The sequence below is a fragment of the Allofranklinella schreckenbergeri genome (assembly GCF_003703475.1).
GTDB lineage: Bacteria > Pseudomonadota > Gammaproteobacteria > Burkholderiales > Burkholderiaceae_C > Lampropedia > Lampropedia schreckenbergeri.
In genome coordinates, this window is sequence record NZ_RDQM01000010.1 from 77,001 (window position 1) to 97,545 (window position 20,545).

The 20,545-nt window shown below is 59.1% G+C and carries 18 protein-coding genes; 11 read left to right on the forward strand and 7 right to left on the reverse strand.

Features of this window, described 5'->3' with window-relative positions; all coding sequences use genetic code 11:
• Positions 1–45 precede the first annotated feature (45 nt).
• The 6 genes from fabF (at position 46) to holA (ending at position 5,907) form a co-directional block, all read left to right on the forward strand.
• Positions 46–1,290 carry a beta-ketoacyl-ACP synthase II gene (gene fabF / locus EBQ26_RS08915; protein ID WP_122238670.1) on the forward strand — a complete coding sequence of 415 codons (1,245 nt, stop codon included), beginning with the start codon at positions 46–48 and terminating at the stop codon, positions 1,288–1,290.
• A 525-nt stretch (positions 1,291–1,815) separates the two neighbouring features.
• On the forward strand, positions 1,816–2,064 hold the full coding sequence (locus EBQ26_RS08920) for a hypothetical protein (RefSeq protein ID WP_122238671.1): 249 nt from the start codon (positions 1,816–1,818) through the stop codon (positions 2,062–2,064).
• A 37-nt stretch (positions 2,065–2,101) separates the two neighbouring features.
• Positions 2,102–2,731 carry an RNA polymerase sigma factor RpoE gene (gene rpoE / locus EBQ26_RS08925; RefSeq protein WP_122238729.1) on the forward strand — a complete coding sequence of 210 codons (630 nt, stop codon included), beginning with the start codon at positions 2,102–2,104 and terminating at the stop codon, positions 2,729–2,731.
• Positions 2,732–2,889: 158 nt separating this feature from the next.
• Positions 2,890–3,663 (forward strand): sigma-E factor negative regulatory protein, encoded by a 774-nt coding sequence (locus EBQ26_RS08930; RefSeq protein ID WP_122238672.1) that lies wholly within the window; start codon positions 2,890–2,892, stop codon positions 3,661–3,663.
• A 351-nt stretch (positions 3,664–4,014) separates the two neighbouring features.
• Positions 4,015–4,740: a bifunctional 2-polyprenyl-6-hydroxyphenol methylase/3-demethylubiquinol 3-O-methyltransferase UbiG gene (gene ubiG, locus EBQ26_RS08935; protein WP_122238673.1), complete on the forward strand. Its 726-nt coding sequence runs from the start codon at positions 4,015–4,017 to the stop codon at positions 4,738–4,740.
• A 96-nt stretch (positions 4,741–4,836) separates the two neighbouring features.
• Positions 4,837–5,907 carry a DNA polymerase III subunit delta gene (holA, locus tag EBQ26_RS08940; protein ID WP_122238674.1) on the forward strand — a complete coding sequence of 357 codons (1,071 nt, stop codon included), beginning with the start codon at positions 4,837–4,839 and terminating at the stop codon, positions 5,905–5,907.
• A gap of 89 nt (positions 5,908–5,996) precedes the next feature.
• Here the strand turns inward: holA and dtd are convergent, their stop codons facing one another.
• The 3 genes from dtd to EBQ26_RS08955 form a co-directional block, all read right to left on the reverse strand.
• Positions 5,997–6,449: a D-aminoacyl-tRNA deacylase gene (gene dtd / locus EBQ26_RS08945; protein ID WP_122238675.1), complete on the reverse strand. Its 453-nt coding sequence runs from the start codon at positions 6,447–6,449 to the stop codon at positions 5,997–5,999.
• A gap of 53 nt (positions 6,450–6,502) precedes the next feature.
• Entirely contained in the window at positions 6,503–7,531 is a 1,029-nt protein-coding gene (locus EBQ26_RS08950; protein WP_122238676.1) for a P1 family peptidase, read from the reverse strand.
• 146 nt (positions 7,532–7,677) lie between these two features.
• Entirely contained in the window at positions 7,678–9,426 is a 1,749-nt protein-coding gene (locus EBQ26_RS08955; protein WP_122238677.1) for a M14 family metallopeptidase, read from the reverse strand.
• Between the two features lie 378 nt (positions 9,427–9,804).
• Between EBQ26_RS08955 and EBQ26_RS08960 the strand changes: the two genes are divergently transcribed.
• Complete coding sequence (locus EBQ26_RS08960) at positions 9,805–11,433, forward strand: peptide chain release factor 3 (protein ID WP_122238678.1); 1,629 nt, start codon at positions 9,805–9,807, stop codon at positions 11,431–11,433.
• A 458-nt stretch (positions 11,434–11,891) separates the two neighbouring features.
• Here EBQ26_RS08960 and EBQ26_RS12980 read toward each other — a convergent pair whose 3' ends face one another.
• Positions 11,892–12,194 (reverse strand): hypothetical protein, encoded by a 303-nt coding sequence (locus tag EBQ26_RS12980; protein ID WP_238944266.1) that lies wholly within the window; start codon positions 12,192–12,194, stop codon positions 11,892–11,894.
• A 154-nt stretch (positions 12,195–12,348) separates the two neighbouring features.
• On the opposite strand from EBQ26_RS12980, the gene EBQ26_RS12985 reads away from it, so the two are divergent.
• The 3 genes from EBQ26_RS12985 (at position 12,349) to EBQ26_RS08970 (ending at position 16,020) form a co-directional block, all read left to right on the forward strand.
• Positions 12,349–13,407: a hypothetical protein gene (locus tag EBQ26_RS12985; protein WP_238944267.1), complete on the forward strand. Its 1,059-nt coding sequence runs from the start codon at positions 12,349–12,351 to the stop codon at positions 13,405–13,407.
• 178 nt (positions 13,408–13,585) lie between these two features.
• Positions 13,586–14,605, forward strand: coding sequence for a hypothetical protein (locus EBQ26_RS12705; protein ID WP_147473738.1), 1,020 nt, complete (start codon positions 13,586–13,588; stop codon positions 14,603–14,605).
• Between the two features lie 80 nt (positions 14,606–14,685).
• Complete coding sequence (locus EBQ26_RS08970; protein WP_147473739.1) at positions 14,686–16,020, forward strand: hypothetical protein; 1,335 nt, start codon at positions 14,686–14,688, stop codon at positions 16,018–16,020.
• A gap of 732 nt (positions 16,021–16,752) precedes the next feature.
• Here EBQ26_RS08970 and EBQ26_RS12710 read toward each other — a convergent pair.
• The 3 genes from EBQ26_RS12710 to EBQ26_RS08980 form a co-directional block, all read right to left on the reverse strand.
• The gene (locus EBQ26_RS12710; RefSeq protein ID WP_147473740.1) at positions 16,753–17,712 is read right to left on the reverse strand and encodes a hypothetical protein; all 960 of its coding nucleotides are present in this window, start codon (positions 17,710–17,712) and stop codon (positions 16,753–16,755) included.
• Positions 17,713–17,997: 285 nt separating this feature from the next.
• Positions 17,998–18,711, reverse strand: coding sequence for a fumarate/nitrate reduction transcriptional regulator Fnr (gene fnr, locus EBQ26_RS08975; RefSeq protein WP_122238681.1), 714 nt, complete (start codon positions 18,709–18,711; stop codon positions 17,998–18,000).
• 21 nt (positions 18,712–18,732) lie between these two features.
• Positions 18,733–18,960, reverse strand: coding sequence for a hypothetical protein (locus tag EBQ26_RS08980; protein ID WP_122238682.1), 228 nt, complete (start codon positions 18,958–18,960; stop codon positions 18,733–18,735).
• Positions 18,961–18,970: 10 nt separating this feature from the next.
• Here EBQ26_RS08980 and hemN point away from each other — a divergent pair, with 10 nt between their 5' ends.
• The gene (gene hemN, locus EBQ26_RS08985) at positions 18,971–20,455 is read left to right on the forward strand and encodes an oxygen-independent coproporphyrinogen III oxidase (RefSeq protein ID WP_122238683.1); all 1,485 of its coding nucleotides are present in this window, start codon (positions 18,971–18,973) and stop codon (positions 20,453–20,455) included.
• Positions 20,456–20,545 lie beyond the last annotated feature (90 nt).

A 20,545-nucleotide genomic window follows, 5' to 3' on the forward strand; every position in this document is an offset into this window, starting at 1 on the left:
TTTGCGAACTGGCGTAGATCTTGCCTCATTGAAAGATTGCACCGAATGAGTCGACGCAGAGTTGTTGTCACTGGCTTGGGTTGTGTCAGCCCTGTTGGCAATACCGTGCCTGAGGCTTGGGCCAACATCCTGGCTGGCAAATCGGGCATCGGGCCTATTACCAAGTTCGATGCTTCGAGCTTTGCCGCACAAATTGCCGGTGAGGTTAAGGGGTTGGATGCCAGTGCCCTCATTAACGCCAAAGAAGCGCGGACGATGGATGCTTTCATCCATTACGGCATCGTGGCGGCGCACCAAGCCTATCTGGATGCGGGCTTGCCTTTGGGCGATGCCTTAAGTGAAGAGCAGGCCGAGCGCAGTGGCGTGGTGATTGGTTCAGGCATTGGCGGCCTGCCATTCATTGAGGCCAACTATGCTGAATTCATGAGCCGGGGGGCGCGGCGCATTTCTCCGTTTTTCGTGCCTTCGACCATCATCAATTTGGTGGCCGGACAAGTCTCAATCCGGTTAGGCCTCAAAGGGCCAAACCTTTCGTTGGTGACGGCCTGTACCACTGGCCTGCACTGCATTGGTGAAGGTGCGCGTTTAATCGAGTATGGCGATGCCGATGTGATCGTGGCCGGTGGAGCTGAGTCCACGGTGTGTCCATTGGGTATCGGCGGTTTTGCGGCGATGAAAGCCCTTTCCACGCGCAATGACGATCCGGAAGCGGCTTCGCGACCCTGGGATCGCGGTCGCGACGGCTTTGTGCTGGGTGAGGGTTCGGGTGTGCTGGTGCTGGAAGAGTACGAGCATGCCAAAGCCCGTGGTGCAAGGATTTATGCTGAGGTTGCGGGTTATGGCATGAGTGCCGATGCCAGCCACATCACCGCGCCCAATATCGAAGGGCCGCGCCGCGCAATGTTGGCAGCCCTGCGCAATGCGGGTGTGAATGCCGATGAGGTGGACTACCTGAATGCGCACGGCACTTCAACGCCGTTGGGCGATGTGAACGAGAGCAATGCCATTAAAGCGGCGTTGGGTGATCGTGCGCATCAAATCGTTGTCAGCTCTACCAAGTCCATGACCGGGCATTTGCTGGGCGGCGCAGGCGGTTTGGAAAGCGTGTTCACCGTGTTGGCGCTGCACCACCAAAAGATACCGCCCACGATCAACCTGCACGATCCCGATCCGGAATGTGATTTGGATTACTGCGCCAACACGGCGCGCGATGCCAAGCTGAATGTGGCGGTGAAGAACAACTTTGGGTTCGGTGGTACCAACGGTACTTTGGTGTTCAAGCGGATTTGACGCAGATCATTTCCCTGAGCGATTGCGATGTCGAATGGCCCCAAGCCTGCCCAGGGCAAGCGCTGAACGGACCGTAGTCTCGTGGTAGCCGGATTGAAAATGTGATGAAAGTAGAAAGGCCCGCAAGCGGGCCTTTCTTGTGCCCAGTACAAGTGCACCGTAGATAGGGTATGTCGCCGTCTAATTTTATAAATCAAAAGATAAAAAATAAAGCTTTTTCGGCTTGATGGTATTGCTTTGGTTTTTCTTTTGATTTGTTGATTGATCGAGTGTCGCTGAAGATGGCTTGAGAACAGCCCCGTTGTTGTGACTGAACGCTACCGTCCACCCGCTTTTCGGTATCCCGTTTCGTACAGCCAGCGGGCCGCCAGGTTGGTGGCTGCGCTGGCTTGGCTGATGCCGGTACCTGTGCTGCTAGGGGCTGTTGGGGCCTGGCGAAGCGGTGGGGGCGGTTGGTTGTGGTGGGCGCTGATTGGTGCGGCCAGTGGTCTGTGCTCGCTTTGGGCGTGGGGGCAATGGCGGGGCATGGGGTCTGGTTTTTTGCTGTGGGATGGCTGGGCGTGGGCTTGGCAGGACGCGCAGCCGGACAGGGGCGATGTACAGCCCGTGGCCCTTGAAATGGTGTGGGATGGCCAAAATTTCCTGATGCTGCGCTGTCGCAGCCTAGTGGTGGCGCGCGCGCCGCGCTGGCTGTGGCTGGAGCGTCAAGCCGCCGTGCCGTTTTGGGGCGACTTGCGACGCGCCTTGCATTTTTCCGGCGCTTTGCCGCCCTGATGGCGTGGCGCGTGTCTTCCTGCCCCATTCGCACTTCATGACCGATTCCTACCCCGCCTCCCAAGGCGATTCCGACCAGCAGCTTGTAGCGCGCGCGCAGGCGGGCGACCAGCGAGCGTTTGAGTTGCTGGTGATCAAATACCAGCGCCGTATTGAGCGGCTGATCAGCCGCATGGTGCGCGATGCGGATTTGGTGGAGGATATTGCGCAGGAAACCTTTATTCGCGCTTGGCGTGCCTTGCACCAGTTTCGGGGCGAGGCGCAGTTCTATACGTGGCTGTATCGCATTGCGGTCAATACGGCGAAGAAAAGTCTGGGCGATCTCAAGCGCAACCCTGCCATTGCCGAAAGCGCTTTGCGCAAGCGCGATGAGGATGACGATGCAGCGGGCGCCCCTTTTTTGGAGCCTGTTTCGCCTGAAACGCCTGAGAGCGTGTTGGCTGCCAAGGAAATTGCCGCAGCCGTCAATGCGGCCATGGATGCTTTGCCTGAGGAGTTGCGGCAAGCGGTGACCTTGCGCGAAATTGACGGCTTGAGCTATGAGGCGATCGCTGAGGCGATGGCCTGCCCAATCGGCACGGTGCGCTCGCGTATTTTCCGGGCGCGTGAGGCGATTTCGCAGCGCGTGAAGCCCTTGCTGGAAAACCGCATGGGCAAGCGCTGGTGAGCTGGGTGCGCAGCCACGTTTTTTACACATCTTCACCGCACGTTAGAAAGCAGGAAACTTGTGGCGCTGGCGTGAGTCGAAGGATTCGTTGGGGCTGTGCAGCGTTGGCCAGCCGCGTCACGTTATTGCGCATTTCACGTTGTTTTTCGAGGTTGCTCATGTCACACCCTTCTTTTCAGCGCTCACAAACGACTCGCCCTGCCGTCGATCAAGCCGAGGCGGGTTTGTTGCTTTCGGCCTTGGCGGATGGCGAGTTGTCGGCGGCGGAGTGCGAGCGCTTGATGCAGCATCTGGCCACGGCGCCTGAATGCGATGCGCTGTTGCAAGCTTGGGAGAGCTACCACGTTGCGGGCGAGTGCTTGCGCACTGGGCGCGTGGGCGCGGGCAGCAGTGGCGCGTTTTTGCAAGGGGTGCGCGCGCGCATGGCGCAAGAGGCCGCGATGAATGGCGTCGTACACAACGGTGCCGATACCGCCCAGCCAGAGCCAGCCCCGGTCCTCACGAACGTGGCCGTGGCGTCTGGGCGTGATGCGGCCAATGCCGCTGTTTTCCGTTGGAAGATGGTCGCTGGCGTTGCCTCTTTGGCTGCAGTGGCCGCCATCGGGTGGAACAGCGTTGCGCGCTTTTCTCCTGTCGGGCAGGGTATGCAGTTGGCCGAAGGATCGTCGGCGGCCCAGAAGGCGGCTGTCACGCGTGGCGCTGCGGCGCCGCAGCAAGCGTTGGCGGCTTTTTCAGGCGACGCCATCGAGCGCTCGCCCCAGCGCACTGTCGTAGGTACGCCTTATCCGGCATCGCCTGCGGGGCAAGGGCAGGTGTTGCTGCGCGATCCGCAGTTGGATGAGCTGCTGGCCCGCCAATACGCCCACACCTTGGCTTTGCAGCCGCCCGCGCCGTTCTTGCGCAACGCCAGTGCGCTGCAGCCCGGGCAGTGAAGGGGCGGCCCCCGAATGCGCCTGAACACACCTGCACGCACCGCGTTCCGGGTGGCTAGAGCGTGTGATGCACTTTCCGCCCCCTGCGAGAGCGCCCCGGCGGGTGCAGTGCAAGGCGCTGGCCCCGCCGCAGCCTGGCTGCGCTGCAAGGGGGCGGCAACGCCGCAATGCACATGCCGGGGCGCTCTCCCTTTGGGCTGGCCCCAAAACCATGCACTCGCCGCGTTGGCCCGCTTGCCAAGGCAGCCAGCCTTGGCGGCGCGCGCCGCCTTGCGATTACACGGTTTTGGGGCCAGCGCGGGGGAGCGCAAAGTGCATCACACGCTCTAGAGAAATGGAATAATCGCCCGCATGAGCACGACCGAACTCCCCCCCAATGCCGATGCTGGCGAATTAAAGAAATTTTCTGACTTGGCCCACCGCTGGTGGGATCCGGACGGGGAATTCCGCCCACTGCATGCCATCAATCCCTTGCGCCTGGAGTGGATTGCCCAGCGAGCGGGCGGCTTGGCAGGCAAGCGCATCGTGGATGTGGGTTGCGGCGGCGGCATCTTGGCCGATGCCATGGCCCGTGCGGGCGCAGCCTGGGTGGATGGCATCGATTTGGCTGAAAAATCCTTGAGCGTGGCGCAACTGCACGCGCTGGAGGCGCAAACGCCCAATATCGCCTACCGCTGCATCAGCGCCGAGGCCATGGCGCAGGAGGCTCCGGGCAGCTTCGATGTCGTCACCTGCATGGAGATGCTGGAGCACGTGCCCGACCCCGCCGCCATCGTGCGCGCCTGCGCCGAGATGGCCAAGCCCGGCGGCTGGCTGTTTTTCTCCACCCTCAACCGCAATCCCAAATCGTGGCTGTTCGCCATCGTGGGGGCGGAATACCTGTTGCGCATCCTGCCGCGCGGCACGCACGATTGGGCGCGCTTCATCACCCCGGCAGAGCTGGCCGCCTGGTTGCGCCAGGCGGGGCTGGAGTTGCAGGCGAGCAAAGGCCTGAGTTACAACCCCTTCATGGGCCGCTATAGCCTCAGCGACGATACCAGCGTCAATTACATGTTGGCCGCGCGCAAGCCCGCGTGACGCGCCCAGGCGTCATGTGTCGCCATCGACGGGCGTTCCACCACCCTCGGTGTGCGCCAGTGGCGCCCCCCTTCTCTTGCTTTCCCCGGGCCCGCCATGCTGTTGACCTTGCCCCAATTGCCCGCGCACCTGCACCAGGGGCTGGAGCCGCTGTACATCTTGCACGGCGACGAGCCTTTGCTGGAGCAAGAAGCGCTTGATGCCATCCGCGCCCACGCGCGCAGCCTGGGCTTTACCGAGCGCGAAGCCTTTGTGGCCGCCGCCAGGCAGTTTGACTGGTCTGCCATCGTGGCGGCCTGCGCCAGCCAAAGCCTGTTTGCCGAGCGCAAGATCGTCGAAGTGCGCCTGCCCACGGGCAAGCCGGGCAAAGAGGGCGAGCAAGTCTTTGTGCGCCTGGCGCAGCAGGCCGCTCAGCTGCGCCAGGACGGCGGCGCTTTGCCCGATACCTTGTTGCTGATTTTGCTGCCCCGCGCCGATCGCACCATGCAGCAAAGCGCGTGGTTTACGGCCCTGGAGCGTGCGGGTGCCGTGTTGCGCATCGACCCCGTGGCCCGCGCCGATATGCCCGCCTGGCTGGCGCAGCGGCTCAAGGCCCAGGGGCAAAGCGTGGCGGCGGGCGATGAGGGCTTGCAAACGCTGTCCTTCTTCGCCGATTGCGTGGAAGGCAACCTCATGGCCGCGCATCAGGAAGTGCAAAAACTGGCGCTGCTCTACCCGCCGGGGGCGCTGACGCGTGAGCAGATCGAAGCCAGCGTGCTCAACGTGGCGCGCTACAGCCTCAGCGACCTCTCGCGCGCCTGCCTGCTGGGCCAAGCTGTGCGCAGCCAACGCATTCTGGAGGGCCTGCTGGCCGAGGGCGAAGCGCCTGTGCGCCTGCACAGCACGCTGGCGGGCGATGTGCTCAGCCTGTACCACCTGCGCTGTGCGCTGGATGAAGGCGTGCCCCTGCCACAGGCCTTGCGGCAAGCGCGGGTTTGGGGGCCCAAGGAGAAGCTGTTTGAGCGCGTGGCGCCGCGCTTGCGTCGGCCTGCGCTCTCGCGCCTGGTGCAATCGGCGCACGTGGTCGATGGCATCAACAAGGGGCTGCCCCATCCCCTCTGGCCGCATGACCCGCACGGCGCCTTGCAACGCCTGGTGATGCAGATTTGCCGCGCCATGCAGGTTTGATTTCAGATCAATGTATAAATACTTTTATACCTATGTTGCCAAAACAAGGTATTTTTATTTACTTTTGATTTGAAATAAATCGAGTGGATTCAGGCCGATTCAGGCGCGATATGCAGCGGTATGGTGACAGGCCCGTCATTGACCAGCATCACCTGCATATCGGCCGCAAAAATGCCCGTGGCCACCTCGGGGTGCAAGGCGCGCGCTTGGGTGACGAAGTAGTCGTACAAAGCCCTGGCTTGCTGTGGCGGGGCGGCGCGCGAAAAGCCCGGGCGGTTGCCCGCGCTCGTGTCGGCGGCCAGGGTGAACTGGCTCACCAGCAGCAGCGCGCCCTGCACATCTTGCACGCTGCGGTTCATGCGCCCTTGCGCGTCGTTGAAGATGCGCAGTTTCAGCAGTTTGGCCAGCAGCTTGTCGGCCTGCGCGGGCGTATCGCCGCATTCGGCGCACAACAGCACCAACAGGCCGGGGCCAATTGCGCCGACGGTTTGGCCATCGACTTGCACGCTGGCTTGGCGCACGCGTTGAAGCAAGGCTTGCATAGGAAGTGATGAGTCAAAGGGGGAAAAGAAAAAGGAGAACAGCGCTCGCGCGCTCATGACGCCATGCTTTGCGCCAGCGGCTGGGCGGCGGGCAGGTGCAGGCCCGGCTCCGCATACGGCGTGGCATGCAGCACGGCGCGCACGGTGGCCAGCGCCACCGCTTCGGCGGCCATGACGGCCAACACCATCATGCCGGGGTGGCTGGCGGCCTGGCCGGTAGCCAGAGCAAACAAGGTGTCGCCATCGGACATGGTGTGCACCGGCGTGATGGTGCGCGCCAGGCCATCGTGCCCTGCCATCGCCAGCCGCTGCGCCTGCACCTTGCTCAGCGGCGCATCGGTGGCGATCACGCCAATGGTGGTGTTGGCCCCGGCCAGCGCGGGCAGGGGCGGCACGCCTGCCAGCAGGCTTTGCTGGGCGTCGCACAGTTGCAGGCTCTCGGGCGATTGGCGTGCACCGGCGAGGATGCGGCCATCGCCGCCGTGGCGCACATCGCCCACGGCATTGCAGGCCACTACCGCGCCCACCGTCACGCCTGCCACGCGCAGGCTGGCCGAGCCAATGCCGCCGCGCATGGCGCGATCGAGGCCAAACATCTTGCCGACGACGGCGCCGCTGCCCGCGCCCGCATTGCCCTGGGCCAGCGGGCCGGTGGAGTTCCAGGCGGCTTCGCAGGCGGCCCAGCCGCAGGCGGCATCGGGGCGGATGCGCGCATCGCCCAGCAGCAGGTCGTACAGCACGGCGGCGGGCACGAGGGGCACGCGGGCGTAGCCGGTATCCAGCCCCCAGCCGCGCTCCTCCAGCCATTGCATGACGCCGGTGGCGGCGGCCAGCCCGTAGGCCGAGCCGCCGCACAAGGCGATGGCGTGGGCATGCTCCACAAGCTGGCCGGGCGCGAGCAAATCGGTTTCGCGCGTGCCGGGCGCCGCGCCGCGCACATCGACGGCGGCAATGGCCCCGCGCTCGGTGAGGATGACGGTGCAGCCTGTGGCGCGATCGGCCATGCGGGCATGCCCGGCGCGGATGCCGGGCACGTCGGTGATGCAACCGGCTTGTTGCAGTCGGGTGGCGAAGGATCTCATGTTAATTCCAAATCAATAATAAAAGTCACTTCATATCAAAATTGCCGAAATAGCATGATTTTGTTTTCTTTGATTTGTAATTGAAAGCGCCCCGCAGGGGCGCTGAGGGATTCTGGCGGGGCGCGATGGTTTGCGCACAGCGATGCTCAGTCCACTTCCTCGAACACGAGGGCGGTGGGCTGCTCGGTCACGCGCACCAGGCTGCCCAGATCGCGCTGGATGCGGTGGGCGAAGTAGCTGTTTTGCGTATCCGGCTCCAGCGCGGCGGCGATCAGGTGGGCCAGCGGCTGCCCCATGGGCACGTAGTACGCGCCTGCAGGCACTTCCACGCGCTGGGGCCGCAGTTGCGCCCGAATGCGCAGGATTTCGCCTTCGGCGCTCATGGCGCCGCGCACGTCCTGTCGGGTGGCGGCTTCGCGCGCGGTTTCCTGATATGCCTCCACTTGCAGGCTGCCCGGCTCGGCCACGCGCAGCACCGTCACGCCCAGCATGTGCAGGCGCTCCACAGCGTCGCGCTCCATCTCGCCCAGCAAATAGCCGCAGGGGCGGTTGCGCTCCAGCGTGGGGCGGATGACCAGGGAGGATTGCCACGGCAGGGTGCGCATCACATCCACCCCCGTGCGCGGATCCAGCAGGGCGATTTCGCGCTGCTCGGGCTGTTGCGCCGCGTCGATGACCATGCGGCCCTGGCAGGCTTGCGAGGCGGCATCGCGGGCGACGAAGTTTTGCACCTGCTTGAGGTGCCCGGCGCGCGCCGCGGCTTGCTCCAGCACCTTGTGCGCGGCAATCACATGCGTGTGCACGCGCCGCTGGATGTGCGTGCGACCAATGCCAATGCCGCGCGTCTCAATCAAAAGGCTGACGGCGTTTTTCAGGCCGTTGACGTTGCGCCCCGTGTCGGGGCGGATGCCACCCATGCGCAAGCCCATGTCCTGCATATCGGCAGAGGTGGTGAAGTACCACTGCGCGCGCAGGTTTTGCGCCTCCCACGCCTGGAAGATGGGCTGGGCAAACCACTCCTTGGCAGCGCGGGTGACGAACTCGGCCACATTGGGCGTCATGGCGTATTGCAGCATGCCGTCATAGGCTTGCAGGCCCTGGAATTTTTGCTGGAAGCGCCCGCCTACGGTGTATTCGTGGTTGTCCACCACCACCAGCGGCTGGTAATCGCGCACCAGCAGGGCCAGCGCGCGCGCCTCCGGCGTGCGCAGCAGCAGGTGATCGCGGTTGAGGTCGATGCGGTTGGCCAGCTCGCGCTGGTTGGCGGCCGTGCCATCGGGGTTGGCGTGCGGCACGATGATGACGTTGACCTGCTCCAGCGCCTTGGACCATGCGCCGCTGAGCAATTGCTGCGCCACCACCAGCAGCGCCTCGCCCGCCGCAGGCTCATTGCCATGTTGCTGGCCGATGAATAACACCGTGGGTTTGCTCTGTGCGTTCTCGGGGGTGAGCGTGGCGCCCTTGGCGATGAACACGGCGTGCATCTCCGCCCCCATTTGCGAGCGCCCGATGGCTTGCACCCGCGCCTGCACGCCTGCACTGGCGCGGTTGGCCGCATCTTGCAAAAACGCCCGCACTTCTTCATTGGACGAAAATGCCTGGCGGCCAGGTTGCAGCCCCGGCGTGGCGTAGTGCACCCCGGGATCGGGAAAGCGCGCGGCCACCGCCGGGCTGTAGTCCGCCGCTCCTGTGACCCCCAAGCCCACTGCGGGGCCGGGCGGCAAGCGATGAGTGATAGCGCCTGGGCTGCGCACCACCACGGCGTTTTGCGCCGGGCCTTCCCACGGCGGCAACGGGGTTGTGGAACAAGCCGCCAGCAGCGTGGCGGCCAAAACGGGCAGGGCGGCAGCGCGCAAGCGGCGCTTCCAGTGGGGGGCGTGTAAGCGTTTTGTCATGGCATGCAAGTCTGAGAACCCGTCCTCAAAATTCACGCGCCGCGCTCATCCCCAGGGCCGGGCGCTATGTGCGGCGATTGAGAGGACAGGCTCTGGCACTGAACCCTCGCTAGCACGCCACCAATCGGGGGTGCAAAAGCGCGGCGCAACCATACCATAGAGCGTGTTGCGCACTGGGCGCGCCATGCTTGGCCCAGCAAGGCTCTGCCAGCGCACGCACCCCCCCTTTGAAGCTACCCGATTCGGCTGAGAGGTGGCAGAGATTGCGCTTTTAAAATCGCGCGCTTTTTCTTCTTTTTCCCCCTTCTTTCACCCCTTCCGCGAGGCGCTTTGTGTTGCCGCCCCCGCGCCCTGAATCGCTCTGACCCTCTCTCAACCGTGACTTTCGAAAAAGAAACCCGCCGCCGCCGCACCTTTGCCATCATCTCCCACCCGGATGCGGGTAAAACCACGCTGACTGAAAAGCTGCTGCTGTTCTCCGGCGCGATCCAGATCGCTGGCGCCGTCAAGGGCCGCAAGGCCAGCCGCCACGCCACGTCCGACTGGATGGAGATCGAAAAGCAACGCGGCATCTCGGTGGCCTCCAGCGTGATGCAGATGAGCTACCGCGAGCATGTCATCAACCTGCTGGACACGCCCGGCCACAAGGACTTCTCCGAGGACACCTATCGCGTGCTCACCGCCGTGGATTCGGCGCTGATGGTGATCGACGCGGCCAACGGCGTGGAGGCGCAAACGCGCCGCCTGATCGAAGTCTGCCGCCAGCGCGACACGCCCATCATCACCTTCGTCAACAAGATGGACCGCGAGGTGCGCGACCCGCTGGACATCCTTGATGAAGTGGAGCGCGAGCTGGGCATGCCCTGCTGCCCCATCACCTGGCCCGTGGGCCAGGGCAAGAGCTTTGGCGGCATCATCAATCTGCGCACGCAGAGCATGACGGTGTTCCAGGCCGGCACCGAAAAGCGCCCGCAGGACTTTGAAGTCATCCCCTTGGCTGAGGCCGACAAGCTGCGCGCGCGCTTTGGCAAAACCTTTGACGATGCGCTGGAGAGCATGGAGCTGGCCCAGGGCGCATCGGCCGAGTGGGATCACGAGGCGTTTCTGGCCGGCAAGCTCACGCCCGTGTTCTTCGGCTCCGGCGTGAACAACTTCGGCGTGATGGAGGTGTTGGACGCGGTGGTGGACATGTCGCCCCCGCCCGGCCCGCGCATCAGCCGCCTGATCGCCAAGAACGGCGAGGCCACGGAAACCACCATCCGCCCCGAAGACGCGGCCTTCTCCGGCGTGGTCTTCAAGGTGCAGGCCAACATGGACGCCAACCACCGCGACCGCATCGCCTTCGTGCGCGTGGCCAGCGGCCAGTACAAGCCCGGCATGAAGATGAAGGTGCAGCGCACCGGCAAGGAGCTGCGCCCCACCAGCGTCGTCACCTTCATGAGCCAGCGCCGCGAGGCCGTGGAAGAAGCCTTTGCCGGCGACATCATCGGCTTCACCACCCACGGCGGCGTGCAGCTGGGCGACACGATCACCGACGGCGCGAATCTGCAATTCACCGGCCTGCCATTCTTCGCGCCAGAGATGTTTGCCACCGTGGTGCTGAAAAACCCGCTGCGCACCAAGCAATTGCAGCAAGGCCTGCTGCAATTGGGCGAGGAGGGGGCGATCCAGGTCTTCAAGCCCGATGCGGGCGGCAACATGTTGTTGGGCGCGGTGGGGCAGTTGCAATTCGAAGTGGTGCAGCACCGCCTGAAGACCGAATACGACGCCGAAGTGCGGCTGGAGCCCAGCCAGTACACCAGCGCGCGCTGGATCACGGCCGAAACCCCCGAAGATTTGCGCCAGTTCGAGAACGCCTACCCGCTGCGCATGGCGCACGACGCCGCCGGCGCGCTGGCCTATATGTGCACCAGCCCCTACGACGTGCGCCTGGCGCAGGAGCGCTTCCCGAAAATCACCTTCCACCCGCTGCGCGAACACGCCGGGTTGGAATTGCAGGGCATGTGATATCTGATATTTGCAACCGGCGATTTTGAAAATCGGTTCCGTCCTGGTTGCGGGGGTAATGATTGAATGAAAAATACCTCAGGTTTGTGCCGCATTGGGGAATCATGCCGTGTTTTTTTATGGCCGCTTCTGGCATGTATGGTGGGATGGCAGCAGCTTGCCCAATACATGCATGCTGAGGTGTATTACGACGCTCAGCACACCTATTTGCCCTATGCCCAGCGATTCTTGAACGAGGGTTGGTCGTTTCTGCTCACCCCGGAAAGCTATCAGGTCGTGCCATTGGCTTATTTATGGCTGGCCGTCTGGCAGGTAGAAACGCAATGGATTCGTTTCGCTAATTGTGGTTTATGGGTTTGTTGCGTCTTTTTTCTATGGTCCAGCGCACGTCAATTGGGGGGCGAGCGCGCGGGCATAGTGGCCTTGGCGCTATGGCTGGTTAATCCGGAAATCCATCGCTATTTCCCTAGCGAATTGACGGAGCCGATTTTCCTGTTTGGCTTGTTGTGCTGGACTTGGAGCATGCTGGGACTGATACAAAGGCCCAACCGCTGGCTAATTGGCGCGGCCGCCTTGGGGCTGTGCATCACCTTGCTTTCGCGGCCTGTATTGCAATTGATGGCCCCATTGGGTTTATTGGTTTGCGTGTTTTTTTTATGCTGGACCAAATTCAAAAAACGCCAATACGCTTGGGTGCCTTCTGTCAAAGCCATTGCCTGGAGTTTGGCGCTGGGTATGCTGATTCCGGTGGCGCTGGTCATCAAAAATATCTTGGTTTTCGGGCTGTGGGGGCTTGGCACGGGTGCAGGCTCCGGTATTTATCTGGGCACACATATTCTTTTTCAGGGGGCTGAACCCATTTATCTGGGCTTCAATTTCGATAATGTTCTCTATACCCGGGAAAATTTTCATCACTTGGGAGTAGAAGAAGATGGCGCTGCCCGCTTGGTGGGCATGTGGCAATTGGCCTCCATGCCATTGGGCGATGTGCTGGCGTTTTTATTGCGCAAACTGTGGTGGTGGCTGACGCACCACCCCGCCGTCTTGCTGCAAGAAGGCGCTTTCATCCGCCAATTGCGTTTGCTGGAAATCGGCATGGTGTTATGGGCGCTGGGGATCATGGCCTACACCTATGCACGCGGCGGCAGGCAAGCCCTGGCGCAGCGCTTGCTGGGCCACCCTTTGTCCATGCGTTTGGTGGGGGCGGCATTTCTGCTGCTGATGTTTTTGGGGCTGCTGGCCCAATTGCTGCCCATTCTCTACAACAGCCGCTACAGCACCACCTTGTTAGGGCCGTGGCTGATACTGCTGGCCGCCTGGGCTTTCTCGATTGTGACGGCTCCGCTGCGCACATCCTGGCGTTGGCGTACCTGGGCGCTGCGGGCGCGCTCGCCGCATGGCATCGTGCCCTTGCTGCTGGTTGCGGCAGCGCCCGTCGCCCTTGCCTCCGCAGCCTATAACTACGCCAAAAAACATGATGTGCTGGCCATCGACCAGCCCGGCCCCACCCGCACCGTGCGCGCCGTGCCTGCCGCCCCTGTTGCCGCTCTGAACCTGACCCCGTCAGGCAAAAACCGCTGGGTCACGACCGAGCCCGTGGCCGTGCTGACGCAGGAATTCACCGCTGAGGACGTCGCCGCGCTGGCCGCCAGCCCCGTCTACAACGCCTTGTGGCGGCTGGAGTGGGAAATTTCCCCCAAAGGCCGCACCTGCAAACCGGCCCATGTGGCCTACCAACAGCACGACGGCACGATTCGGGGGGAGGGCTTTGTGTTGCCGCTGCGCAGCTATGGGCAGCGCACGACGGCCTATGTGCATGCCAACCGTACCTTGCGCCCAGATGTGCCTGGGCGTTTGCACATCACGCTGAGTTGTCCCGTGGGCAGTGAAGTCACCTGGTTTGGCGCTGCCCTATTGGAAAGCACTTATTCGCTTGAGTGGACTCGACGTTTTGAAGCCAGGCAGAAATCGTAGTGCGCGGGCCGGATATTCTTTGGGCACATGTTGTATCGGCCTCTGGACATCTGAGTGAGGGTATTTACTGATACCGTATTCTCTGCGCATGGCGCACGATGCCTCTGGAGCGGTAGCTGTGGCAGGCGAGGCTCTATTGTGTGGACGTGTTTCTCGAACTAGTAGCTAAGGAGGTTATATGCTCTTTCGTCGCAATTCATTAGCGAAAGCTGTTTTTTCGATTTTCTCTTTGACGGCAGCAATTGCCTATGCGGCTGATCACAATTGGAGAGCTCCAATTGTTAATAACGGGTCTATTGCATCGAAATTTTGGGCGCCTTCGGATGGGGTTTATTTTTTTGATATGGCCCCAGGGACGAATTTTGTGCCTCATTCACAATGGAATGTGAATGACATGACGTTTGCCGGGATTCAAAATAGTTCTAACTTTCAGGCTTCGGTTGATCCGAATGGCTATGGGTGGACCTCTGTGCAATGGCAGGGCGATAAGTTCTCTGCGTGGCTAAATACTTGGAGTGTTAATCCGAGCAGTAATCCTCTTGTGAATTATTGGTCTATCGGTTTTGGCGGGTCGATACCTGGGGATAATCGCGCATGGAGTTCTTATCAATTTGGCGCAAACCCCATGCTTTGTTCGGCTCATTTTCAAAAAGTTAACAGGCTTTTCACGGCTGGAGATATAGCTTTATATAATTTTGTCGGGCTTTTCATTCAGGATGTTTCAACTGGTAGAACTATCAATATGGTTGTTGCCGTGTGGGATAGCAGGCCTAATTTTCAGTTTTATGAAAACATAGGTGTGGACGTTCAGGTTGGAGCGTTTTTGCAGAGCTACATCGGAGGGAGCAGGTATACTACTCTCATGCCATGGAGTCAAACTGCTCAATCCGGTTCTGAAAGGCCTGAAGAATGGTATGGTTTTTGTATCACAAAAGCCAACCTCTCAAACATAATTAACGATTTCAATGAGCGACTCAGTCGGGATCGCGATGATTTGTCTGCGATGCGGAATAGACTGGCGTGGCAAGATAAATATCTTGAGTCTATAAATTCGGTTCCATCTGTTTCATTGGATCATAATAATTATAGGGTGACTGCGGTGTATCTTCAGCCGGAGGCGGGAAATGTTAGAAATCCGGGTGCTGGGGGGCATGTGGGTATTGTTATGCGCGAAAATTGGGTTTTTACTCGATATTAATATTCATTTGATGTTTTTTTGAGATTGCATTTTATTGATCGAGCGCATAAAAAGCGCTCGATTTTGTTTTCTTAGTATTTATGAAAAACAGTGTTTTTAGGGTTGCGCTAACCATAAGTTTGGCTTTGTTCTTTCTGCACGCCACTTGGTATTTGGCCGTGTGGCCTGGTCCCATCGGGGAAGATGGGTATTCAGTTATTTCAAATATCGAAAGAGGTGTGCCTAAGTATTCAGGGAAAGAAGCTGCATGGCTTCTTTATGTCTTAGCAACTTATAGCATGACTTGGCGGCTGGAGGCAGTCGTTATTCCTTTGATTCTGTTGCAGGTTGCCATTTTTACCCGTATTTTATCCTGGAATTATGCGCAAGGTTATCGAAAAACGGCGTTGTTCCTTCTGACTTGGATTGCTTGTGCCCCGCATGTGATGAATTTTGAAGTCAGTCTTTATCCTGATGCGGTATTTAGTCTAGCGTTTATAGGGGTTTTATTTGAAGTTTGGATTGGTCTAAAAGAGAGGCAGATTAAACCCTGTGGTGCATGGGCGATTGCCTGTATGCTGCCTGCGGCAGCTTTTTTTAAAGCCAATGGCATTTTAATTTTTGTGCCGGTTTTGTATTTGGCTTACCGTTTGCAGGGGCGCTGGCGCTGGTTTTTGGTGGCGGCTTGTGTTTTTTGGGCTGCTTTGGTGCAGATCGGCAGCAAGGTGCATGATTTAGGTAATGGGCATGGTGCATTGAAGCCACTCGTGCTGTTTGAAACTGTTAATTTTATGCAATCGAAGCCTATGGGGTTGTGGGAAAACCGCCAAATGGTGACGGAAAAGACGCAGAAAATTATATATAAATATATTTCTCAGCAGGACATTGATGCTTTATACGACCGTGATTATTGGGATACGCTTTGGCATCAAAATCGTGATCGGGTAAGATTCTGGCAAATGTCTGCGGAGGATCGTCGCGCCCTGCGGTACGATTTTTTCACTTATAATTTGTGGCGAAATTTGCCGGCATTTTTATCTAGCCGGGTTAATATTTTTTTGGCGTCGGCTTTTGCCCAGGGAGGTATCGTACGACCGGATAATGCGATGCATTATATAGATAGACTACAGACGGTTTCGAAAAAAAATACCTTCGACTTGGAGATTTTGCCTGGTGTGGCGGATAAATCTTTTCAGTTGAGTTACGATTGGCGCTTTCTGTGGTGGACGCCGTTTTTTGGCGTGTTCCTGATTGTGATTTGCTCTTGGACGGCCATGCGCCAAAAAGCGTGGGACGACGCAGTGGTAACATGGACTCTTTTGGTGCAACTGGGAGGTATATTTGTTTTTTCTATCGCGGCGGAATACCGTTATCTGCTATTGATTTTTTACAGCCCCCTATTGTTGCTTCCCTTGCGATATCTACAAAGAAAATAACAAGAGGTGTGAAGGACGAGGTTTCGAGATTATTGGTGAAAACTGACTTCTCATTTCTAATAGCCTACCTTTCGAGGTTTTTTTCAAGGAGGGGCCTTTCACTCTCCTTTACCCAGAGGGATTAGGGAGGAGAGATGCTCCCCATTGTATTGGACCATATGCAGCGCGCAAGCGTCTTACCGATCCCGCCCCCACACCTTCTCTCCCTGAACCCTGTCCCGTACAAGAGCCTGTTCAAAATCTTTGCACGGCGAGCAATGGAACCCGGATTTGGGCGGTCTGCGGCGTCGCAAAGCCCCGCCATGGCGGCGGCTATGGCGTGTTCTGCGCCTTGCAGCCCATCCCAAACCGCTTCTTGTCCACTTCGCGCCGAGATTTTGAACAGGCCCCAACAGGTTGCTGAAATACTTCCGCAAAGAGGCATCAACCCCTCTATCAAGGGGTGCCTGGTTGGGCCCCCTTACCCATGCCGAAAAAACCGCTTGTAGCTCGTTTTGAATGGTCGACCTGCAAGTGGCTAGAGCGTGTTATGCACTTTTCGCCCCCCCCGTGAGAGCGCAAAGTGCATAACACGCTCTAGAAGGCCAAAGCAGTATTTCAGCAGCCTGCTAAGTGGGGTTGTACGGGGCGCTTGGGCAGGCATCCGGAAAAGACTTTGAAAAGCCGGGCTTTGAGTAGGTTTTGGAAGGAGGTTTTCCCCCTTAATTCCAAAATTATTTTCGAGATGCGCTTTTACTGTTTAATGATAAATATATTCCATTCGCGGAAGCGGGCTCCCATATGCCCCGTAATTGGTTTTTTTGCGCTAATTTCTCCGCCGATAACAGCAAACTTTAGGCTGTAATTGGCGACATTATTGGAGTAGTATGGCAGCAACGGTTCATTCCGTTGCATGCGCACCTGGTTGATGGCAGCAACCTGACTATTGGCCGCGTCAATTACCGAAAGTAAATTGTTTTTATAAATGCAAAATCCAAACCAATCCTCTGTGTTCCACGTCGAGCTTCTACTCAAAGCAGAGCCGGGTGATGTGGAAAAATGGTTTTGAGTTCCATAGTTTGCATTAGTCCAAAACCAGCCTGTTTCTGTGTCTAGGCCACTGTGCTCGGTAAGGTGTGATGGGTTGCTATCGTAATATAGCCCGCCGGCAGTCAAGGTTAATTGGGTTGAGTTGTCGTATAAATTAAAAGCGGATCCTCCTTGATTATTAGATCCCGCGCCATGCCATGATACTGGGACTGCTGCAAAAAAAGCATTGCAAAGCCCCGGATTGTTTCCATAAGTCTGGCTCCAAGGTCTAATATCTCCAGAAAAATTTACCTGATAATTTGTGGTGTAAAGCGGGTCTGGTCGATTGTTTGGAGGTGCGGAATCTGTGTTTATAAAAAAAGAAAACTTATTCCCATAACCTTGAACCGCTGATGCACCTTGCCAATTGGGATCTACGGATCTCTCATAGATAGGTTTCAAATGCTGAGGAACATGCAGGCCTGTGAAATTTTCTATCCCTACGGACGGGGTGTAATTGTGACTTCCTAGGGCGAAATTTAAAACGGTCAAGGTATTCGGCTGGTATGAGTTTATGTAATTAGAAATTGGCGGCATTACGGCAGGGGATGAAAATAGCCAAACATTTTGAGATAGAGCTGTGGAGCTCACCAATGCCAACGTGACGGCGGTCAATTTTTTCATTTCAGCCTCCTTTTGGTTTGAAAAACACAGATTCGGATCGAATCATTAAAATTTCATAGACCAAATAACGGTGTGTGGCTCGGTAGACGCGTTTTCGCACAAATGCTGTACTCATCTTTTTTGCTGGGATACTCAACCCCATCACTCGTAACGAATTTAATGGGGCGTCGCTCCATCAGCAACTAGGAGGGCACAAGAGCTCTTTAGTGGTCTACCAAGATTGGTTATTGGAGTGGGCCAGTGTAGAAAGCGAAATGGTTCAGTGTGAGAGGGTTAACCCATATCTCACATCTGCGGCCTGGCCATGTCGCTTAGCCCTGCTGGGTTGGCGATGCGCACGTAGCGGCGATCCACTTCGATCAGGCCCATTTCCCCCAGTTTGCTGAAGGCGCGGCTGACGGTTTCGAGTTTGAGGCCCAGGTAGCTGCCGATTTCTTCGCGCGTCATGCGCAGCACGACTTCGCTGGACGAAAAGCCGCGCGCGCTCAGGCGCTGGGCGAGGTTGACGAGAAAGGCGGCCAGGCGCTCTTCGGCGCGCATGCTGCCCAGCAGTTGCATGACGCCGTGCTCGCGCACGATTTCGCGGCTCATGATGCGCTGGATGTGGCGCGTGAGGGCGGGGATTTCGTGGCACAGGCTGTCCAGCCGTTCCATGGGCAGTACGCAGACTTCGGCGTTTTCCAGCGCGATGGCGTCGCAGCAGTGGCGCTCATCGACGATGCCGTCAAAGCCCAGGATTTCACCGGCCATTTGAAAGCCGAAAACCTGCTCGCGCCCGTATTCGTTGTGGATGCAGGTTTTGAATACGCCCGAGCGGATGGCGTACAGCGCCTTGAAGGCGGTGCCTTGGGTGAAGAGCCATTGGCCGCGACGCACGGTTTGGCGGTGGGAGACGATGCTGTCCACGCGCTGCATGTCTGCTTTGCTCAGACCGGTGGGCATGCAGAGGTCGCGCAGGTTGCAGTCTGAGCAAGCGACGTGGCGGGCGGCGCAATTCATGGGCAAATTGGAGGCCTTTAATCAACTTTTGTGGGCTGCGCGCAGTTGCGGCAGAGGCGAGTGCAGGCGCGCTGGGCAAACCATCTGCACGTGATGGGGTGCGGATGGCGGAAGTTTTACAAAGGGTGCGTGTTGGTAAAACTTGCTTGCATTATCGGCGCGAAATTTGTGCGCTTTGCGCAAAGCTTGATCGCCATCAACGCGGCTTGCGATGCTTTGCGAGACAGTGGCGCGCTCATCTTTTTTCATTGGAATTGCCATGTCCAGCTCCCCAGCCCATGCGGCGGTTTTGCCCGATGGCGCGGCTTCGGGTGATGATGAGCCTGATATTGCGCTGCTCAAGCGCTTTGACGTGCCAGGCCCGCGCTATACCTCCTACCCCACGGCCGACCGGTTTGTAGAGGCGTTTGGCCACGCGGATGCGCTGGGCGCTTACGCTGTGCGCCGCAGTGTGGCTGCGCAGGCGGCGCGGCCGCTGTCGATGTATATCCACATCCCGTTTTGCGAGTCGCTGTGCTACTACTGCGCCTGCAACAAGATCATCACCCGCCACCATGAGAAGGCGGTGCCGTATCTGGATGATTTGGAGCGCGAGTTGGCGCTGGTGGCGGCGCAATTGGCGCCTGAATCAGCCGCTGAATCGGCCCTTGGCGCGCCACCCGCTGCGGCAGGGCTGCCCAAAGTGTCGCAACTGCATTTGGGCGGCGGCTCGCCCACGTTTCTCAGCGATGCGGAGCTGGCGCGGCTGATGCAGATGCTGCGCGCGCGGGTGCAGTTCACGCAGGCGGCGGAGTTGTCGATCGAGGTCGATCCGCGCACGGTGGATGCGCAGCGGCTGGCGCATTTGCGGGCGCTGGGGTTCAATCGATTGAGTTTTGGCGTGCAGGATTTCGACGCCGCCGTGCAAAAGGCGGTGCACCGCCAGCAATCGACCGAGGCCGTGTTTGCGCTGATGCAGGCGGCGCGCGCGCTGGGGTTTGAGTCCATCAACGTCGATCTCATTTACGGCCTGCCGCTGCAAAGCCAGGCCACGTTTGCGCAGACGTTGCAAACGCTGGCCGATTTGCGGCCCGACCGCGTGGCGCTGTACGCCTACGCGCACCTGCCCGAGCGCTTCAAGCCGCAGCGGCGCATCGACAGCTTCAAGCTGCCCAGCGCGGGCGAGAAGGTGGCCATGCAGGCGCAGGCGCTGCGGGCGTTGCGGCAAGCGGGGTATGTGGAGATCGGCATGGACCACTTCGCCTTGCCGCAGGACAGCCTGAGCATTGCGCGCCAAAACGGCCTGCTGCACCGCAATTTCCAGGGCTACAGCACCCAGGCCGATACCGATTTGATTGGCCTGGGCGTTTCGGCCATCAGCAAGATTGGCGCGGCCTACAGCCAGAACGTCAAGGACGTGCAGAGCTACCACTACGCGCTGGCGCAAGGCCATTTGCCGGTGGCGCGCGGCCTGGCGCTGGGCCGCGACGATCTGATGCGCCAGAGCATCATCATGGCCTTGATGTGTCAGGGCGTGCTGAGCATGGATGCGGTGGAGCAGGCCTGGCTGGTGGACTTCCCCGGCACGTTTGCCAGCGAACTGCAAACGCTGGCCCAATACCAGGAGGACGGCCTGGTGCGCCTGGGCCAGCGGCAGATTGAGGTCACGCCCAAAGGCTGGCATTTCGTGCGCGCCATTGCGATGGTGTTCGACCGCTACTTGCAGGCCGACCAGCGCCGGGCGAAGTTCTCGCGGATTTTGTAAGCACCTGTCCCGACCACAATTACACATCAAAGTAAAAATTACTTTACGAATAAATTGCCGAAACAAGGTTATTTTGTTTCCTTTTGATTT

What these genes read in the sequence shown, in the direction of transcription:
- EBQ26_RS08930 (WP_122238672.1), top strand. Translation starts at nt 2,890, where the DNA reads ATGTCACACCCTTCTTTTCAGCGCTCACAAACGACTCGCCCTGCCGTC.
- EBQ26_RS08980 (WP_122238682.1), bottom strand. Translation starts at nt 18,960, where the DNA reads ATGAAAAAAGATGAGCGCGCCACTGTCTCGCAAAGCATCGCAAGCCGC.
- rpoE (WP_122238729.1), top strand. Translation starts at nt 2,102, where the DNA reads ATGACCGATTCCTACCCCGCCTCCCAAGGCGATTCCGACCAGCAGCTT.
- EBQ26_RS12980 (WP_238944266.1), bottom strand. Translation starts at nt 12,194, where the DNA reads ATGACCAGCGCCACCGGAATCAGCATACCCAGCGCCAAACTCCAGGCA.
- ubiG (WP_122238673.1), top strand. Translation starts at nt 4,015, where the DNA reads ATGAGCACGACCGAACTCCCCCCCAATGCCGATGCTGGCGAATTAAAG.
- EBQ26_RS08920 (WP_122238671.1), top strand. Translation starts at nt 1,816, where the DNA reads ATGGGGTCTGGTTTTTTGCTGTGGGATGGCTGGGCGTGGGCTTGGCAG.
- holA (WP_122238674.1), top strand. Translation starts at nt 4,837, where the DNA reads ATGCTGTTGACCTTGCCCCAATTGCCCGCGCACCTGCACCAGGGGCTG.
- EBQ26_RS08950 (WP_122238676.1), bottom strand. Translation starts at nt 7,531, where the DNA reads ATGAGATCCTTCGCCACCCGACTGCAACAAGCCGGTTGCATCACCGAC.
- dtd (WP_122238675.1), bottom strand. Translation starts at nt 6,449, where the DNA reads ATGCAAGCCTTGCTTCAACGCGTGCGCCAAGCCAGCGTGCAAGTCGAT.
- EBQ26_RS12710 (WP_147473740.1), bottom strand. Translation starts at nt 17,712, where the DNA reads ATGAAAAAATTGACCGCCGTCACGTTGGCATTGGTGAGCTCCACAGCT.
- fnr (WP_122238681.1), bottom strand. Translation starts at nt 18,711, where the DNA reads ATGAATTGCGCCGCCCGCCACGTCGCTTGCTCAGACTGCAACCTGCGC.
- hemN (WP_122238683.1), top strand. Translation starts at nt 18,971, where the DNA reads ATGTCCAGCTCCCCAGCCCATGCGGCGGTTTTGCCCGATGGCGCGGCT.
- EBQ26_RS08955 (WP_122238677.1), bottom strand. Translation starts at nt 9,426, where the DNA reads ATGACAAAACGCTTACACGCCCCCCACTGGAAGCGCCGCTTGCGCGCT.
- EBQ26_RS08970 (WP_147473739.1), top strand. Translation starts at nt 14,686, where the DNA reads ATGAAAAACAGTGTTTTTAGGGTTGCGCTAACCATAAGTTTGGCTTTG.
- fabF (WP_122238670.1), top strand. Translation starts at nt 46, where the DNA reads ATGAGTCGACGCAGAGTTGTTGTCACTGGCTTGGGTTGTGTCAGCCCT.
- EBQ26_RS12705 (WP_147473738.1), top strand. Translation starts at nt 13,586, where the DNA reads ATGCTCTTTCGTCGCAATTCATTAGCGAAAGCTGTTTTTTCGATTTTC.